The sequence below is a fragment of the Rhizobium sp. O111 genome (assembly GCF_055616315.1).
In genome coordinates this window covers 706,379-721,752 of the sequence record NZ_JBSHXL010000001.1, presented here as the reverse complement: position 1 = coordinate 721,752, position 15,374 = coordinate 706,379, and the positions used below count along the sequence as shown (strand labels likewise).

The following is a 15,374-nucleotide window of genomic DNA, read 5'->3' as shown; positions in this document are numbered from 1 at the left end:
GACGGCCGTTTCTCATCCTCAGAGGGCGGCGCCGCCGGAGACTTCGATGCGCTGGCCGTTGACCCAGCGATTGTCCTCAGAGAGCAGCGAGGCGATCATCGGGCCGATATCGTCGGCGACGCCGGGGCGGCCGAGTGCTGTCATGTCGGAGACCATCTTGTTGACCACGGGATTGTCACGAACGATGCCGCCGCTGAAATCGGTCATGACAGCGCCCGGCGCGACCGTGTTGGCGGTGATGCCGCGGGCGCCGAGTTCCTTGGCGAGGTAACGGGTGAAGACCTCTACCGCGCCCTTCATGGCCGCATAGGCCGAGCTGCCGGGAACGCTGAAGCGGGCAAGACCGCTCGAGATGTTGATGATGCGGCCGCCATCGGCCATCAGCGGCAAGAGCTTCTGCGTCAGGAAGAAGACGCCCTTCAGGTGGACATTGACGAGGCCGTCGAAGGCCTCCTCGGTCGTCTCGGCGATCGAGGCGTGGTAGCTGGTGCCGGCATTGTTGACGAGATAATCGAAATCCCTGGCTCCGAAGGCTTCCAGCGCCTGCCGGACGCTTGCGACGAAAGCGTCGAACGAACCGGCATTGCCGGTGTCGAGCTGGAGGGCGACAGCCTTGGCGCCGGCCGCCTCGATCTCGGCGACGGCGCTTTCGGCTTCTGCCTTATTCGTGTTGTAGGTCAGGATGACATCGACGCCGCGCCTGGCGAGGCTGACCACCGTGTTGCGGCCGAGGCCGCGACCACCGCCAGTGACGATGGCGATCTTGTTCTTTGAATTTGCTTGATTTTCACTCGGCATGACAGGCTCCTTGGGGCTCATTCGATGGCCTGATGCTACGCCTGCACACCCTCTCTGCTGAATGCCGGAACTCTCGAATTTCTTGCCTATTCCTCCAATCGACTTGCGGCCTGAAGCCAGTGATCTAAGATCACTCCCAGTGGTTTTGATGGAGAGCAGCATGGCGGAAGCGCTGAAGGACATGGTGTCGCGCTATATCGATGCGGTCGGTGGCGGCGATGGGTCGTTTGCCATGCCGGTGCCCGTGCCGGGGCTTGCGATTTCGCGCGTCAGCCAGCCGGTGATACCGCATCACCGCATCTACCGGCCGACCATCTGCGTGGTGCTGCAGGGCGCCAAGCGGATCTTGAGCGGCGACCGGGTGCTCGACTATGGCGAGAACCAGCTGCTGATCGTCACCGTCGAACTCCCCGCCTCCGGCCAGATCGTCGAGGCGAGCCCTGAGCAGCCCTATCTCGGGCTCAACATCGATTTCGATCCTGTCCTGATGCGCGAGGTGATGGACGATCTCGAAAATCCGCCCAAACCCTCCGGCGACGGCATCGCCTGCGTCTTCGTACAGGATTTCGACGAAGCGCTGCAGGATTGCGTGCGCCGGCTGCTCAATCTCATGGAGACGCCGAAGGCCATCCCGGTGCTGGCGCGCTCGATCATGCGGGAGATCTGCTACTGGCTGCTGACAGGGCCGAACGGCCGCGAGATCTGCAAGCTGGCGCTTCCGGGCAGCCATGCGCGGCGGATGAGCGATGCGATCTACCGGCTGCGCGACAATTTCGCCGAACCGGTGAGGATCGAGGAACTGGCGGCCGTGGCGCGCATGAGCCCCTCCTCCTTCCACCAGCATTTCAAGACACTGACCTCGATGACGCCGCTGCAATACCAGAAGCACATGCGCCTGCTCGAAGCCCGCCGCCTGATGGTGACCGACGGCGCCAATGTGGCAAGCGCCGCCTATCAGGTGGGCTATGAAAGCGCCTCGCAGTTCAGCCGCGAATACACCCGCATGTTCGGCACGCCGCCGAAGCGGGATGTGAGCGAGATGAGAGCGTCGCCGATGGAGACGGCGGCGGCTTAGGAGCTTGCCGGGGATCGCCTAGGCTCAGCCCCTCAGCGCCAGCACCCTGCTCTCCTCGCGGCCGAAGCCGCGGATCTCGATGCGGTCGGCATGCACGTCGACGATGGCGAAGGTGTTTTCGGCTTCGGTGTCGACCATGCCCTTGAAGTTGACGAAGTGGCAGCCGTCGACCGCGCCGTAATTGCCGACGTGGTTGTGGCCGTTGAAATAGGCCATGACGTTGGGGCTCTTTGCCAGGAGCTCGATCATGCGTTCGCGGTCCCAGCAGTCGTGCTGGTTGGGCGGGTAGACAGGGTAGTGGTTCATGACGATGACGCGTTCGCCGCGCTCGGCGGCGTCGGCGATCTCGGCTTTCAGCCAGTCGAACTGGCGATCGCTGATCATGGCGTTCCAGGCTTCGGCGTTGATGGCGCCCGCGGCACGGAGTTCGGCGAGCTTTTCGGCAGCGATCTCGCGGTAGGGGTGGCCCTCCTCCGGAGCGAAGGTGCTGACTTCATTGCCATCGAGCATGATGAAGCGCCAGCCGTGGTTGGCGAGGCTGTAATAGGGCGCCGGCATGCCGAGGCGGGCGGCGACGTCTTCCAGATGCTCGGGTGCGACGGCGAAGTCGTGGTTGCCGAGCAGGAACAGATTGTCGTGCTTCAGGGCGTCATAGACGGGCAAGATGGTGTCGAAGCTTTTGAAATCGCGGTCGATGATGTCGCCCAGCGTGATGACGAAGCTCAGATCCTCCGCGTTGAAGACCTCGATCGCGGCTTTCAGCTTGGCCGGGCTGTTTTCGTAATAGCGATCCATGCCGGCATGCGGCTCACGGGCGGCGTATTGCGGGTCGGCGATGATGCCGAAGCGGAACAAGGGGAGCGGTTGGGTCATGGTGCCGGATTAGGTGGGGTGGGTGACAGGGATGTGACAGCTATCATCAACGCGGAGGGGGAATGCGCAAGTGGTCGCTTAACGGATGCTGGGGTGCCCGGAGCCCCCTCATCCGACCCTGCGGGCCACCTTCTCCCCTATGGGGCGAAGGGAAGATGGAGCGAGCGGCCGGCTTCCGAGTCTCTTCTCCCCAGCGGGGAGAAGGTGCCGGCAGGCGGATGAGGGGGCCACGAGCGCAACGCCGGCGACACACCCCTCGCCCCACAAAACAAAAACACCCGGCGTCTCCACCGGGTGCTCTCATCACTCTCTAAAAAACCGGCTTACTTGGTTGCGGCTTCGTAGCGTTCCAGGACGTAGTCCCAGTTGATCAGGCTGTCGACGAAGGCTTCGAGGTACTTCGGACGGGCGTTGCGGTAGTCGATGTAGTAGGAGTGCTCCCAGACGTCGACGCCGAGGATCGGGGTGGCGCCGTGGACGAGCGGGTTTTCGCCGTTCGGGGTCTTGGAGATTTCGAGCTTGCCGTTCTTGACGGAAACCCAGGCCCAGCCGGAGCCGAACTGGGTGGTGCCGGCAGCGACGAAATCGGCCTTGAACTTGTCATAGCCGCCGAGATCGGAGTTGATGGCCGCTTCGAGCTTGGAAGGCAGCTTGTTGCCGCCGCCGCCCTTCTTCATCCACTTCCAGAAGTGGACGTGGTTGTAGTGCTGGGCAGCGTTGTTGAAGAGGCCGGCATTGGTGCCGAAGGACTTCTTGACGACTTCTTCGAGCGAGAGGTCGGCGAGACCGGCTTCCGCCGCGAGCTTGTTGCCGTTGTCGACATAAGCCTTGTGGTGCTTGTCGTGGTGGAACTCCAGGGTTTCCTTCGACATGAAAGGCTGCAGCGCTTCGTAATCGTAGGGAAGTTCAGGCAATTCAAAAGCCATGGTCGTCTCCTTTTGGCAATAGTTTGCGTAATCGGCAGGTGTGCGGGAACATAGGAGCGCAAGCTTGGTGAGGCAACCTGCGAAATGTCAAAAAAGACCGCTGCGGAAGAAAATTTAACCGCGCTAAGGGCTTGGCATGCAAGGCGCAAATCAATCATGATGACAGTGCTTTACGGCAAGGCCTTCCAAGCTTGGGCGCGAGGGCCGAAAATGTGCGAGGGCTCAGTATGAGGCTTGGCGTTACAGGGCACCCTATGCTCCACCCGATCGGCTTTGCGGCCGTCTTCATCGCGGCTTTTCAGATCGCGGGCGGCACCGCCTTGGCCTCCTCGGGCGACGGCTGGCAGGATTTTGCAGCCGAGGTGCAGGGAAAATGCGAGATGGCGGCGCGCGCGCAGGTGGAACTGCCGCATGCCGTGGTCGATCCCTTCGGCAGCGAGAATTTCGGCATGGCGCTGGTGACGGGCAAGCCAAAGGGCGCCAACGGTTTCGTCAGCTACTTCTGCATCTACGACAAGAAGACCAAGGCGGTGGAGCTTGGGACGGAACTGGAGACCGAGCGGATGGGGATCTTGCCGGACGAGTGAGGCGGCGCCCCCCTGTCTTCAGCCACACAGCCGCCCTATGCGCAATCAAGGATTGCATTCGATTTGTGTACGCGCAACCTGAATTTCGATAGCCTTCCCACGCCGGCCCATAGATGGCGCGGCATGGGAGGATGTCATGTTTCATTTCAGCAGCGCATCGCTTGCCGCCCTTGCGAAATGCCATCCACATCTGCAGGCCATCGCCCAAGCGGCGATCCGCGAGATCGATTTCAAGGTGCTCGATTCGACGCGCGGGCGCGATGCGCAGGAGCGGGCGTTCAATGGCGGTTTTGCGAAGGTGCATTTTGGCGATTCGGCCCATAACTACGTGCCGGCCATAGCCTTCGATCTGTTTCCTGCGCCCTATGACTGGAACGACAAGGAGGCTTTCATCAGGCTCTACGGAGTGATCATGCCGCTGCCGCAAAAGCTTGGGCTGAAAGGCCTCGACGGCAAGACGCTCCTGTTGCGTGCAGGTATCGACTGGAACATGGACGGCAACTTTAGCGACGGCTGGGACATGCCGCATTATGAGCTGCATCCCTGGCGCAAATGGTCGAAGAAATCGAAGCTTTACGAAGACTGACGTCCGCGCGTGGGAGCGGGCCGTAACGGTGTGCGGGTGCCCTGCTCCGCGCTGCCGGCAATACCAGTCTCAGCTCGCCAGTCACGTTTCCGTGCGCCCCATTGACGACCGACCAACTAGTCGGTAGACTCCCATTCATGGCATCGGACACATACACACGCATTCTCGACACCGCGCAGTCGCTGATCGTCAACCGCGGCTACAACGCCTTCAGCTATGCGGATATCTCCGCGGCGCTGGGCATTGGCAAAGCGACGATCCACCATCACTTCCCCGGCAAGGCCGATCTCGTGGTCGCGGTGATCGCCCGCTACCGGCAGGCGACCGAGGATGGGTTGGCGGCGATGGCGGCGCATGAGCCGCGCGCCGGCCGGCGGCTTGCCGGCTATGTCGGCTTCTGGGAACAATGCATCCGCGACAACAACGCGCCGTTTTGCATCGCAGCCCTTCTCGCCGCCGAGCTGCCGAGCCTGCCGGCCGAGGTCGCCGAACAAGTGAAGGCGCATTTCGACGAGCTCACCACCTGGCTCACCGGCTTCATCGACGAGGGGCTGAGAAAGGGCGAGCTGACGAGTACAGAGGATGCGGAGCGTAGCGCCCGCATTCTCGTCGCCACGGTGCACGGCGCCATGCTGGCGGCACGGGTCGCCGGTGGCGACGCGGAACTTTATGCAAGCATTACAGCGCCGGCGCTGCAGAGGCTGACCCGCCAGATCGCTTCGACCTGATACGTGACGTGCATGCGCATTTCCTACCCCTCTTCTCGTTCTTCAAGCCGACCGACTGGTTGGTTCGCAAAAGGAAACAGACATGGCCAATCCGCTTTCGCTTCTCGGTGAGATCCACACCGCCATCAGCATCATCCCTGCCGTTGCCGGGCTCTACAGCTTTGCCAAATACCGGACCATCCGCCCGGAAACGACGGTCGGCAAGGTCTATCTCGCGACGCTGGCTCTATCAGCCATCAGCGCCTTTGGCCTGTCTTCCACCGGCGGCTTCAATCCCGGCCATGCGCTGGCGATTGTCGTGCTTCTCGTCTCCGCCATCTGTCTCGTGCTGCCGAAACTTAGCTTCTTAGGGCGGCTGATCCCCTATCTAAGAAACCTCGGCTTCTCCTTCACCTATTTCCTGCTCTGGGTGCCCGGGATCAACGAGACCCTGTCGCGCCTGCCGCCCTCACACCCGATCGGCAACGGCCCGGATTCGCCGCCGGTGCAGACTGCTTTGCTGATCTGGGTGGTGCTGTTTGCCGCCGGCAGCCTTGCGCAGGCCTTTCTCGTCTCGCGCGGCCAGGCGCGGCGGGTGATTGCGTAACTGGCTAACTAGGCCTCACGGCCGAAATAGACCTCGACGGCCGCAAGCCTGTCACCCCTGAAGCGGAGCGTTTCCATATTGCGGAACGCTCCGCCGTCGTGTTTGACGGCGCGGTAGCGCACCACGGCCTCATCGCCCGCAAGGCCGAGATATTCGATCTCCATGCGCGTAAATGGCGGCGACGCCGGCCAGCACCTCTCGAAATAGGCGTCGCGGTCGATATGGTCGTCGCGCGGGCTGGAGAAGGTGAAATCCTCCGTCAGCATGGCCGCGACGATATCCTTGCGGCCATCGATATAGGCGGCGTAGAGGGCGCGGACCGTTTTCTCGCGCCTTGTGTCGGTTTCATCCGTCATAGTATTTCTCCTCCTCCTTCAGAAACTGCGGTCACACGGACAAAAGGCCAGCCCCACGAGGCGAAATCCGACATCGGGCGAACGGAATGGCCCCGTATCCGTCCTTGATGGGCTGTCTGCGGAAGGGCTATACCGATGGCGTGCCACCGGAAACGGAGGCTCTCCTGTCTTTCCTCACCCGCTCCGCCCGGCCCTCGCCCGGGCCTGACCGGTTTGTGATCGACATCAGTGCCGCCTTTCCCTTGCGATGTGGACGATCGATGATGCAGAAGGCCCTGACATGAGTGACAAGACAGAGGATGCCGGCGCGGCCGCGCCGGGCTCGATCCATTGGAAACGCAATCTGGCCGTTTCGCTTGTCGGCTCGTTCACGACCATCGTGGCGATGACGCTGCTCCTTCCTTTTCTACCGCTCTATGTCGAGGAGCTCGGCGTCAGCGACCATGCCGCGATCGTGCAATGGTCGGGCATCGCCTATGGCGCCACCTTCTTCGCCGCCGCCTTCGTGGCGCCGCTCTGGGGACGGCTGGGCGATATCTATGGGCGCAAGCTGATGCTGGTGCGCGCCAGCCTCGGCATGACCGTTGCGATCTCGCTGATGGGCATGGCCGGAAACGTCTGGCAGCTGGTGGCGCTCCGGCTCTTCGTCGGGCTGGCGGGCGGCTACTCGTCGGGCTCGATGGTGCTGGTGGCGACGCAGACGCCGAAGGACCGTTCGGCCTGGGCGCTGGGGACGCTGGCCTCAGGCATCATGGCGGGCAATCTGGTCGGGCCGCTGATCGGCGGCGTGCTGCCGCCCCTGATCGGCATTCGCGGCACGTTTCTCGCCGCCGGCGCGATGATCTTCCTCGCTTTTCTGGCGACGCTGTTTCTCATCAAAGAGGAGAAGTCCCCTGCCCGCAAGAAGGCCGCCAAGCAGAGCGGCGGCTGGGCCTCGATACCGGATAAGCGACCCGTCATCGCCATGCTCTTCACCGGCATGCTGTTGATGCTCGCCAACATGTCGATCGAGCCGATCATCACCGTCTATGTCGCGCAGCTGGTGCACGACGCGGCGCGGGTGACCATCATCGCCGGCATCGTCATGTCGGCGGCCGCACTCGGCAGCATCCTTTCGGCCTCGCGGCTGGGCAAGCTCGCGGACAGGATCGGCCACTGGCCTGTCATCGCAGGCGCGCTCGGCATTGCCGGCCTGCTCTTGATCCCGCAGGCGTTCGTTACCTCGTCATGGCAGCTGATCGTGCTGCGCTTCCTGATGGGCGTGGCGCTCGGCGGCCTGCTTCCCTGCATCTCCGCCGTCATCCGCCACAGCGTCCCCGACAGCGCGGCGGGCAGCATCCTCGGCTGGTCAGTCTCGTCGCAATATGTCGGCCAGGTCGCGGGGCCGCTGCTCGGCGGCTTCGTCGGCGGACATATCGGCATGCGGGCGGTGTTCCTCGGCACCTGCGTGCTGCTGATCGCCGGGGCGGCGTATTCTTGGATGGTGCGGCCGCGGGGGGATGCGGTGCGCACGTAAGGTTTTGGAGTTGCTAGGATTCCACGCTCTCGGCGTCATGCTCGGGCTTGTCCCGAGTATCTAAGCACGCAGCAACGCGCTCGACTTGGATGGATCGACCGGGGGCGTGGGCTAGTGTTTATGGCCACGGCTGTCCTAGAAGCCGCGCCGTTGCATTCGCGGAGACGTCCTTAGATCCTCGGCACGACGGCCGAGGATGACGGCGGAGAATTGTCTTTCGCCATTAAGCCATTGATATAAAACGGCTTTCGTGCCTCGCGACACCAGCCGTCGCGGAAGGTGCCACCCCTTACATCAACAAATAATCCACCGCCACCGGCAGCGCCGGCAGGTCCTTCTCGCCCATGGCTTCGCGGATGTTGATCTCGACCGTGTCGGCGATCGCCTCGATCGGGAGTGCGTTGGGTTGCTTGCCGAAGGGTTCTTCCAGCTCGTCGCCGAGCGCGTCGAGGCCGAAGAAGGTGTAGGCGACGAGTGCGGTGGCGAAGGGCATGAACCAGCCGAGTACGTCGTCGAAGCCGAAGGGCAGCAGCAGGCAGAAGAGATGGGCGGTGCGGTGCAATAGCAGTGTGTAGCCGAAGGGGACCGGCGTCCAGCGGATGCGCTCGCAAGAGGCCTGGGCGAGCGTGAGGTCGGCGAGCGTTCGGTCGAGCATCTGGTAGTTGATGTCGGTGAGCAAGCCCTTGGCGCGGAGGTCGGCGAGTTCGCGGGCGATTTCCAGCGACAGTGCTTCGGGCGGGTTGCGGCTGGCGGCGTAGTGGGCGTTGATCGCTTCCGGCAGCAAGCGTTCGACCTTGTGACGGGAGATGCCGGTGCGCAGGTGCGGAACGAGCGACTGGACGAAGGCGATGACGAGCGTCAGCACGCGCTTGCGGGCTTCCTTTCCGGCTTCGCCCGACATTGCTTCGAGGATCAGTGTCTGGCGGGCGAAGTGGCGGGCGGAGAAGACGATCACGCCCCATTGCCGGCGCGCTTCCCACCAGCGGTCGTAGCAGGCGTTGTTGCGGAAGCCGAGGAAGATCGACAGCGCGATGCCGAGAAGCGCGAAGGGGGCGCCGTTGAACACAGGCAGCATACCGGGCCTCAGCGTGTGACAGAGCACGACCAGCGAGGAGAGCACGGCGGTGAGGATGATCTGCGGCAGGACGCGCTTGATGATCGAGCCGCGGAGAATGAAGAAGAGCTTGAAGAGGGTTGGGCGGGGGCGCACGATCATGATGCGAGGGACCAGGTGGGGGTGGGAGTGATGACGACTTTCAACGTAGCGTGTGTGGCCCCCTCATCCGCCTACCGGCACCTTCTCCCCGTGGGGGAGAAGAGACTCGGGGCAGGCCGCTCGCGCCGACCTCCCCTTCTCCCCCGCGGGGAGAAGGTGGCCCGAAGGGTTCAGGCACAACGAGTTGCGCCGGGGATGAGGGGGCCACGCTCTCCTCCCTCAATAGCAGATCAGCTGTCGCTTGCGCTGCGACCAAATGCCCAATTCATGTAGATTTCGAGCGCCTTGCGGGTGACCGGGCCCTCCTGCAGTTCGCGGCCGTCGAGGCGGCTGACGCCGACGACCTTGGAGTAGTTGCCGGAGGTGAAGATCTCGTCGGCCGCCATGAAGTCGTCGACCGAGAGCGTCTCCTCGCGGACCTCGAAGCCGGCCTGGCGCAAAAGGCCGATGACGCGGGCGCGGGTGATGCCGGCGAGGAAGGTGCGGTTGGCGACAGGGGTCTTGACGACGCCGTCCTTGACGAGGAACACGTTCGAAGACGCGGTCTCGGCGACATTGCCGTTCATGTCGCGCATCAGGGCGTTGTCGAAGCCGCGGCTTCTCGCTTCCGCGATCGCGCGGCCGCTGTTCGGATAGAGCGAGCCGGCCTTGGCGTCGGTCATTGCGGTTTCCGGCGACGGGCGGCGGAAGGGCGAGACGGTGAGCGAGTTCGGCTTGTTGTTGCCAAGCGGGGCTTCGAACAGGCAGAGCGCGAAGCGCGTGCTGTCGCCATCGACAGTGACGACGCTGCCGGCCGAGCCATGCTCGCCCCAGTACATCGGCTTGATGTAGATCGGCGTCTTGCCGTCGAACTTCTTGATGCCTTCCCAGGCGAGCGCTTCGATCTCTTCAGCGGTCTTCACCGGCTTCAAGCCCATGTTGACTGCCGAGCGGTTGATGCGCTGGCAATGCAGGTCGAGATCCGGCGCGATGCCGTCGAACCAGCGGGCGCCGTCGAAGACGGTGGAGGCCAGCCACATGGCATGCGAGGTCGGCCCGATCAGCGGCGGGTTGCCGGTCAGCCACTCTCCCTCGACATAGGTCCAGGTGTTGGAACGGGGCGATGTATCGACGGCCATGAGACTCTCCTTCAAGAAATTGCAGGGAGACAAAACCCCGCGTGCAGACCGGGTCAAGGAGAAATATGGCGCGGTGAACGCTAAGCAAGAAACGGCATGCGGTGACGGAGCCAAGGGCAATATTCATGCGTGCTTGATGAAACATGCGGGATGGATGCATCAGTGAAAATCATGGGTAATCCGGTTGGAGCCGGTCGTGACCCCGTGTCATTATGTATGGCAACGAGGATGCCCGCGCACTGAGCGCGCCCTGCAGGAGTGAAGACCCATGAAAGCCATGTTCTACGACGCCTTCGAAAAGGCCCCGGAGATCGCCACCCTGCCCGATCCGACGCCCACCGAAGACGGCGTCGTGATTGCTGTCGGCGCCACCGGGCTTTGCCGCAGCGACTGGCATGGCTGGATGGGCCACGATCCCGATATCAAGCTGCCGCATGTGCCGGGCCATGAGCTTGCCGGCAAGGTGGTGGCGACGGGCAAGGGCGTGATGCGCTACAAGGTGGGCGACCGGGTGACGGTGCCCTTCGTCTCCGGCTGCGGCCGTTGCGGCGAGTGCCACTCCGGCAACCAGCAGGTCTGCCCCGACCAGTTCCAGCCGGGCTTCACCCATTGGGGCTCGTTCGCCGAATATGTCGCGATCGACTATGCCGACACCAATCTCGTGCACCTCCCCGAGACCGTCGACGATGCGACGGCCGCCAGCCTCGGCTGCCGCTTCGCCACCTCATTTCGCGCCGTCGCCGACCAGGCCCGCACCGGGCCGGGCGAATGGATCGCCGTGCATGGCTGCGGCGGGGTCGGCCTTTCGGCGATCATGATCGCCACCGCGCTCGGCGCGAATGCGATCGCCATCGATGTGTCGGACGAGAAGCTGGCCTTTGCGCGGGAGTGCGGGGCCGTCGCAACGATTAACGCGACTGAGGTTGCCGATGTGCCCGAGGCGGTGCGCGAGATCACCAAGGGTGGCGCGCATGTCTCGATCGACGCGCTCGGCCATCCTCAAACCTGCTTCAACTCGATCAAGAACCTGCGCCGCCGTGGGCGCCATGTGCAGGTGGGCTTGATGCTGGGTGAGCATTCAACGCCCTCGATCCCGATGGCGCAGGTGATCGGCCATGAGCTGGAAATCTACGGCAGCCACGGTATGCAGGCCTGGCGCTACGACGCGATGCTATCGATGCTCGCCGCCGGCAAGATCGCGCCGCAAAAGCTGATTTCGCGACGCATCAGCCTGGAAGAAGGCATCCCGGCGCTGATGACGCTCGACAAGGCGGAGACGACGGGGATCAGCGTCATCACGCGCTTCTAGGCCCACAACCGCCTTCAATCAAAACGTGCTTTTCAGTTTGTTGCAATCTTTGGTTTAGATTGCATACTCCCCTTCAACCGGATGAACCGGGATGGAGGGGAGCATGCCAAAGCGTTTTATTCTTTCGATCGATGGTGGTGGCATTCGCGGGATCATCCCGGCGGCCATCCTGGTGGAGCTGGCCAAGCGGTTGGAGGGGCTGCCGCTGCATCAGGCGTTCGACATGATCGCAGGGACATCCACCGGCGGCATCATCGCGGCGGGGCTGACATGCCCGCATCCTGACGATGAGGAGACGGCGGCGTGCACGCCGGCCGATCTTCTGGCGCTTTATGTCGATCACGGCGGCAAGATCTTCGAGAAAAACCCGATCCTAGGCCTCATCAACCCATTCGGCCTCAACGATCCGCGCTACCAGCCAGATGAGCTGGAAAACAGGCTGAAGGCGCAGCTCGGCTTGACGGCGACGCTCGATAAAGGGCTCACCAAGGTGCTGATCACGGCCTATGATATCCAGCAGCGGCAGGCGCTGTTCATGGCGAACACCGACAAGGAGAACAGCAATTTCCGCTACTGGGAGGCGGCGCGGGCGACATCGGCGGCGCCCACCTATTTTCCGCCGGCGCTTATCGAGAGGGTTGGCGAGAGAAACAAGGACAAGCGCTTCGTGCCATTGATCGACGGCGGCGTCTTCGCCAACGATCCTATTCTCGCGGCCTATGTGGAGGCGCGAAAGCAGAAATGGGGCAATGACGAGCTCGTCTTCCTGTCGCTCGGCACCGGCCAGCAAAACCGCCCGGTCGCCTATCAGGAGGCCAAGGGCTGGGGCATTTTAGGCTGGATGCAGCCGTCTCATGACACGCCGCTGATCTCGATCCTGATGCAGGGACAGGCGAGCACCGCCTCCTATCAGGCCAATGCGCTGCTCAATCCGCCCGGCACCAAGATCGACTACTCGACCGTGGTGACAAAGGAGAACGCGGCTTCGCTCAGCTATTTCCGTCTCGACCGGCAGCTGAGCTCCAAGGAGAACGACGCGCTGGACGACGCATCGCCCGAAAACATCAAGGCGCTGAAGGCAATCGCCACCTCGATCATCAAGGAAAACGCCCTGGCGCTCGACGAAATCGCCAAACGCATCCTAGCCAACCAATAACGGCCAAACACGATGCGGTGATCGGCGGGCTGAAAACCCGCCGATAGCGCGGGGGTGCCGATCCGTGCATCGGAGCCTTGCGTTTTCGCGGGTTGCCATTGCCCGGCTAAAGGTCTATCGCGCTCGCCGCTAAGAAAAAGAAAAAGCGAGACATCATGTCCAACTCATTTGTGAACACACATGCGCCCGAGGGCGTACAGGCCGGCTTTGCGCCGGAAGGCCAGCTCGAGCGGCACACGCGGCTTGAAGGAACCTGGCTGAACATCTTCGACGTCACGGTGCCCGCGGGCGGGCGTACGCCGCTGCATCGCCACGAAAGCCCCGAGATCCTGCGCATCATCGAAGGCTGTCTCATCATCCGCCGGATGACGGACCAGGGGCTGGAAGAATTCGAAGCCACCGCCGGCGATATCGTCCGCATCGAGGCCGATCAGGCGCATGGCTATTCCAACCGCGGCCCCGACATCGCCCGGTTTTCGGCAACGATCGACAGCGACATGTCGGACTTCTTCGAAGCCGCCGAATCGCGCACCCGCGACCTGTTGACCGTCGTCGCCAACAGCGACAGCACGCGCATTCTGGCGGCCTGATCGCCGTCTTGGAGCCGTCCGGATCACCGGGCGGCCATTCTCCCCGGCCGTTCACCCCGGCCTCGATCGCAAGCATGCGAACGAATTCTGCCATGCCCCTCTTGCGCTTGGCCACGTTACCCTTCAAAATTGAAGAATGCCCGACAGCGACCCTTCCAGTACCAGCTCCACCCCCTCTTCCAGCGATATCTCTGCTGATGGCGATGGGGATGGCTGTAGATGGCGTGCGCTTCGCCGCGCCGACCTTAGGTCAGGCATAGCCGCGTTCGGGGCGGCTCTTTTCTTATCCATCGCGGAATCTGATCGCCGGTCGTTTGCGGCCGCCGTCATCCGCCTTTCATATTTTCATCGCAAAAGGAGCGGTCCCGTCAACGTGGCCGCGTTACACCATTGATGTTCTTCGACTGGATGTCCGACCCCTCCGCCTGGGTGGGTCTCGCAACCCTGATCGTGCTCGAGATCGTTCTCGGCATCGACAATCTCGTCTTTATCGCCATTCTCGCCGACAAGCTGCCGCCGCATCAGCGTGACCGCGCGCGCCTCGTCGGCTTGGGGCTCGCTCTGTTCATCCGTCTCGGCTTGCTCGCCTCGATCGCCTGGATCGTGACGCTGACGACGCCGATCTTCTCGGTCATGGAGTTCAGTTTCTCCGGCCGTGACATCATTCTCCTCATCGGCGGCGTGTTCCTGCTCTTCAAGGGTACGATGGAGCTGCACGAACGGCTGGAAGGCCATGTCGAGACATCCGAGAAGAAGGTGGTGCATGCCGTCTTCTGGCAGGTCATCGTGCAGATCGTCGTGCTCGACGCGATCTTCTCGCTCGACAGCGTGATCACCGCCGTCGGCATGGTGCAGCACCTGCCGGTGATGATGATCGCCGTCGTGATTGCCATTGGCGTCATGCTGCTCCTCTCGAAGCCGCTGACGAGCTTCGTCAACAAGCACCCGACGGTCGTGATCCTCTGCCTGGGCTTCCTGATGATGATCGGTTTCTCGCTGATCATCGAGGGCTTCGGGGTGCACCTGCCGAAGGGCTATCTCTACGCGGCGATCGGCTTCTCGGTGATCATCGAATCGCTGAACCAGCTGGCGCGGCACAATCGCGAGCGGCTGATCACGCCCACCAACATCCGAGAACGCACCGCCGACGCCGTGCTCGGCCTGCTCGGCGGCAGACGGCCGCAGGTGACGCTTGGGCCGACGGCGGAACATATCGCCGAACAGGCGGCCGAAGAGGACGTGTTCTCCAACGAGGAGAAGGACATGATCCAGGGCGTGCTGACGCTCGCCGACCGCTCGGCCAAATCGATCATGACGCCGCGCATCGATATCGACTGGCTGGATCTCGATGCGCCTGAGGCAGAGCTGCAGCGCCGCATCGTCGATCTCGGCCATTCCCGCTTTCCGGTCGCGCGTGGGAGCCTCGACAATTTCATCGGTGTCGCCAGCGCCCGCGACCTGTTGCGTGACCTGATCGTCGACGGGTCGATCAATGTCGAGCGCTCGATCCGCGAGCCCTTCGTGGTGCATGAGAGCATCAGCGCGCTGAAGCTGATGGAACAGCTGCGCCATTCCAGCGAAGCGGTCGCCATCGTGCTCGACGAGTACGGCGATCTCGAAGGCATGGTGACGCCCACCGACCTGCTTGAGGCCATCGCCGGCGAGTTTCCCGACGAAGACGAGGAGAAGCTCTCGATCGAGCGCGGCGAGGATGGCTCGCTGACAGTCGACGGCTGGATCGATATCCGCCACGCCTCCAAGCTTGTTGATGTCGACCTGGTGGACGAAGGCGACCGGTTCTCGACGCTGGCAGGCTTCATTTTGTGGCGGCTCGGGCATCTGCCGCATCAGGGCGAGACGATCCGCTTCGAGGAACTGACATTCGAAGTGGTATCGCTCGATGGCCGCAACATCGACAAGATCAGGATCAAGCGTATCGAAGACGCAGACTAAG

At 62.8% G+C, this 15,374-nt stretch carries 16 protein-coding genes; 10 read left to right on the top strand and 6 right to left on the bottom strand.

All coding sequences use genetic code 11. The features are described 5' to 3' along the window. Positions 1-18: 18 nt before the first annotated feature. A complete protein-coding gene (locus tag ACVTFQ_RS03590; RefSeq protein ID WP_111564445.1) occupies positions 19-798 on the bottom strand; it encodes an SDR family NAD(P)-dependent oxidoreductase in 780 nt (259 codons plus the stop codon). A 160-nt stretch (positions 799-958) separates the two neighbouring features. On the opposite strand from ACVTFQ_RS03590, the gene ACVTFQ_RS03585 reads away from it, so the two are divergent. After that, complete coding sequence (locus ACVTFQ_RS03585) at positions 959-1,873, top strand: AraC family transcriptional regulator (protein WP_111564444.1); 915 nt, start codon at positions 959-961, stop codon at positions 1,871-1,873. 24 nt (positions 1,874-1,897) lie between these two features. Here ACVTFQ_RS03585 and ACVTFQ_RS03580 read toward each other — a convergent pair whose 3' ends face one another. Both ACVTFQ_RS03580 and ACVTFQ_RS03575 read right to left on the bottom strand, forming a co-directional pair. Beyond that, entirely contained in the window at positions 1,898-2,746 is an 849-nt protein-coding gene (locus ACVTFQ_RS03580) for a metallophosphoesterase (protein WP_111564443.1), read from the bottom strand. A gap of 323 nt (positions 2,747-3,069) precedes the next feature. After that, positions 3,070-3,672 (bottom strand): superoxide dismutase, encoded by a 603-nt coding sequence (locus ACVTFQ_RS03575; RefSeq protein WP_037180608.1) that lies wholly within the window; start codon positions 3,670-3,672, stop codon positions 3,070-3,072. A gap of 254 nt (positions 3,673-3,926) precedes the next feature. On the opposite strand from ACVTFQ_RS03575, the gene ACVTFQ_RS03570 reads away from it, so the two are divergent. From ACVTFQ_RS03570 to ACVTFQ_RS03555, 4 genes are all read left to right on the top strand, one after another. After that, the gene (locus ACVTFQ_RS03570; protein WP_111564442.1) at positions 3,927-4,259 is read left to right on the top strand and encodes a hypothetical protein; all 333 of its coding nucleotides are present in this window, start codon (positions 3,927-3,929) and stop codon (positions 4,257-4,259) included. A gap of 136 nt (positions 4,260-4,395) precedes the next feature. Then, positions 4,396-4,845, top strand: a complete 450-nt coding sequence (locus ACVTFQ_RS03565; RefSeq protein ID WP_111564441.1) for a M15 family metallopeptidase domain-containing protein — start codon at positions 4,396-4,398, stop codon at positions 4,843-4,845. 137 nt (positions 4,846-4,982) lie between these two features. Beyond that, the gene (locus tag ACVTFQ_RS03560; RefSeq protein WP_111564440.1) at positions 4,983-5,573 is read left to right on the top strand and encodes a TetR/AcrR family transcriptional regulator; all 591 of its coding nucleotides are present in this window, start codon (positions 4,983-4,985) and stop codon (positions 5,571-5,573) included. 82 nt (positions 5,574-5,655) lie between these two features. Further along, positions 5,656-6,159: a hypothetical protein gene (locus tag ACVTFQ_RS03555; RefSeq protein WP_111564439.1), complete on the top strand. Its 504-nt coding sequence runs from the start codon at positions 5,656-5,658 to the stop codon at positions 6,157-6,159. Positions 6,160-6,167: 8 nt separating this feature from the next. Here ACVTFQ_RS03555 and ACVTFQ_RS03550 read toward each other — a convergent pair whose 3' ends face one another. Next, the gene (locus ACVTFQ_RS03550) at positions 6,168-6,515 is read right to left on the bottom strand and encodes a nuclear transport factor 2 family protein (protein WP_111564438.1); all 348 of its coding nucleotides are present in this window, start codon (positions 6,513-6,515) and stop codon (positions 6,168-6,170) included. A gap of 280 nt (positions 6,516-6,795) precedes the next feature. Between ACVTFQ_RS03550 and ACVTFQ_RS03545 the strand changes: the two genes are divergently transcribed. Continuing rightward, positions 6,796-8,031 carry a multidrug efflux MFS transporter gene (locus ACVTFQ_RS03545; RefSeq protein ID WP_470423671.1) on the top strand — a complete coding sequence of 412 codons (1,236 nt, stop codon included), beginning with the start codon at positions 6,796-6,798 and terminating at the stop codon, positions 8,029-8,031. A gap of 289 nt (positions 8,032-8,320) precedes the next feature. Here the strand turns inward: ACVTFQ_RS03545 and ACVTFQ_RS03540 are convergent, their stop codons facing one another. Further along, positions 8,321-9,247: a bestrophin family protein gene (locus tag ACVTFQ_RS03540; protein ID WP_112437082.1), complete on the bottom strand. Its 927-nt coding sequence runs from the start codon at positions 9,245-9,247 to the stop codon at positions 8,321-8,323. Positions 9,248-9,477: 230 nt separating this feature from the next. Next, a complete protein-coding gene (locus tag ACVTFQ_RS03535) occupies positions 9,478-10,365 on the bottom strand; it encodes a branched-chain amino acid aminotransferase (protein ID WP_112437083.1) in 888 nt (295 codons plus the stop codon). Between the two features lie 268 nt (positions 10,366-10,633). On the opposite strand from ACVTFQ_RS03535, the gene ACVTFQ_RS03530 reads away from it, so the two are divergent. The 4 genes from ACVTFQ_RS03530 to ACVTFQ_RS03515 all read left to right on the top strand — a co-directional run bounded on the left by ACVTFQ_RS03530 (position 10,634) and on the right by ACVTFQ_RS03515 (position 15,373). After that, positions 10,634-11,674 carry a zinc-dependent alcohol dehydrogenase family protein gene (locus tag ACVTFQ_RS03530; protein ID WP_112437084.1) on the top strand — a complete coding sequence of 347 codons (1,041 nt, stop codon included), beginning with the start codon at positions 10,634-10,636 and terminating at the stop codon, positions 11,672-11,674. Positions 11,675-11,777: 103 nt separating this feature from the next. Then, a complete protein-coding gene (locus ACVTFQ_RS03525; RefSeq protein ID WP_112437085.1) occupies positions 11,778-12,830 on the top strand; it encodes a patatin-like phospholipase family protein in 1,053 nt (350 codons plus the stop codon). A 155-nt stretch (positions 12,831-12,985) separates the two neighbouring features. Further along, on the top strand, positions 12,986-13,420 hold the full coding sequence (locus ACVTFQ_RS03520) for a cupin domain-containing protein (RefSeq protein WP_111564436.1): 435 nt from the start codon (positions 12,986-12,988) through the stop codon (positions 13,418-13,420). 393 nt (positions 13,421-13,813) lie between these two features. After that, positions 13,814-15,373 carry a TerC family protein gene (locus tag ACVTFQ_RS03515; protein WP_018902479.1) on the top strand — a complete coding sequence of 520 codons (1,560 nt, stop codon included), beginning with the start codon at positions 13,814-13,816 and terminating at the stop codon, positions 15,371-15,373. Position 15,374 lies beyond the last annotated feature (1 nt).

Bases quoted from the DNA above. Each gene is read 5' to 3' on its own strand.
- ACVTFQ_RS03590 (WP_111564445.1), bottom strand. From the start codon at position 798: ATGCCGAGTGAAAATCAAGCAAATTCAAAGAACAAGATCGCCATCGTC.
- ACVTFQ_RS03585 (WP_111564444.1), top strand. From the start codon at position 959: ATGGCGGAAGCGCTGAAGGACATGGTGTCGCGCTATATCGATGCGGTC.
- ACVTFQ_RS03580 (WP_111564443.1), bottom strand. From the start codon at position 2,746: ATGACCCAACCGCTCCCCTTGTTCCGCTTCGGCATCATCGCCGACCCG.
- ACVTFQ_RS03575 (WP_037180608.1), bottom strand. From the start codon at position 3,672: ATGGCTTTTGAATTGCCTGAACTTCCCTACGATTACGAAGCGCTGCAG.
- ACVTFQ_RS03570 (WP_111564442.1), top strand. From the start codon at position 3,927: ATGCTCCACCCGATCGGCTTTGCGGCCGTCTTCATCGCGGCTTTTCAG.
- ACVTFQ_RS03565 (WP_111564441.1), top strand. From the start codon at position 4,396: ATGTTTCATTTCAGCAGCGCATCGCTTGCCGCCCTTGCGAAATGCCAT.
- ACVTFQ_RS03560 (WP_111564440.1), top strand. From the start codon at position 4,983: ATGGCATCGGACACATACACACGCATTCTCGACACCGCGCAGTCGCTG.
- ACVTFQ_RS03555 (WP_111564439.1), top strand. From the start codon at position 5,656: ATGGCCAATCCGCTTTCGCTTCTCGGTGAGATCCACACCGCCATCAGC.
- ACVTFQ_RS03550 (WP_111564438.1), bottom strand. From the start codon at position 6,515: ATGACGGATGAAACCGACACAAGGCGCGAGAAAACGGTCCGCGCCCTC.
- ACVTFQ_RS03545 (WP_470423671.1), top strand. From the start codon at position 6,796: ATGAGTGACAAGACAGAGGATGCCGGCGCGGCCGCGCCGGGCTCGATC.
- ACVTFQ_RS03540 (WP_112437082.1), bottom strand. From the start codon at position 9,247: ATGATCGTGCGCCCCCGCCCAACCCTCTTCAAGCTCTTCTTCATTCTC.
- ACVTFQ_RS03535 (WP_112437083.1), bottom strand. From the start codon at position 10,365: ATGGCCGTCGATACATCGCCCCGTTCCAACACCTGGACCTATGTCGAG.
- ACVTFQ_RS03530 (WP_112437084.1), top strand. From the start codon at position 10,634: ATGAAAGCCATGTTCTACGACGCCTTCGAAAAGGCCCCGGAGATCGCC.
- ACVTFQ_RS03525 (WP_112437085.1), top strand. From the start codon at position 11,778: ATGCCAAAGCGTTTTATTCTTTCGATCGATGGTGGTGGCATTCGCGGG.
- ACVTFQ_RS03520 (WP_111564436.1), top strand. From the start codon at position 12,986: ATGTCCAACTCATTTGTGAACACACATGCGCCCGAGGGCGTACAGGCC.
- ACVTFQ_RS03515 (WP_018902479.1), top strand. From the start codon at position 13,814: ATGTTCTTCGACTGGATGTCCGACCCCTCCGCCTGGGTGGGTCTCGCA.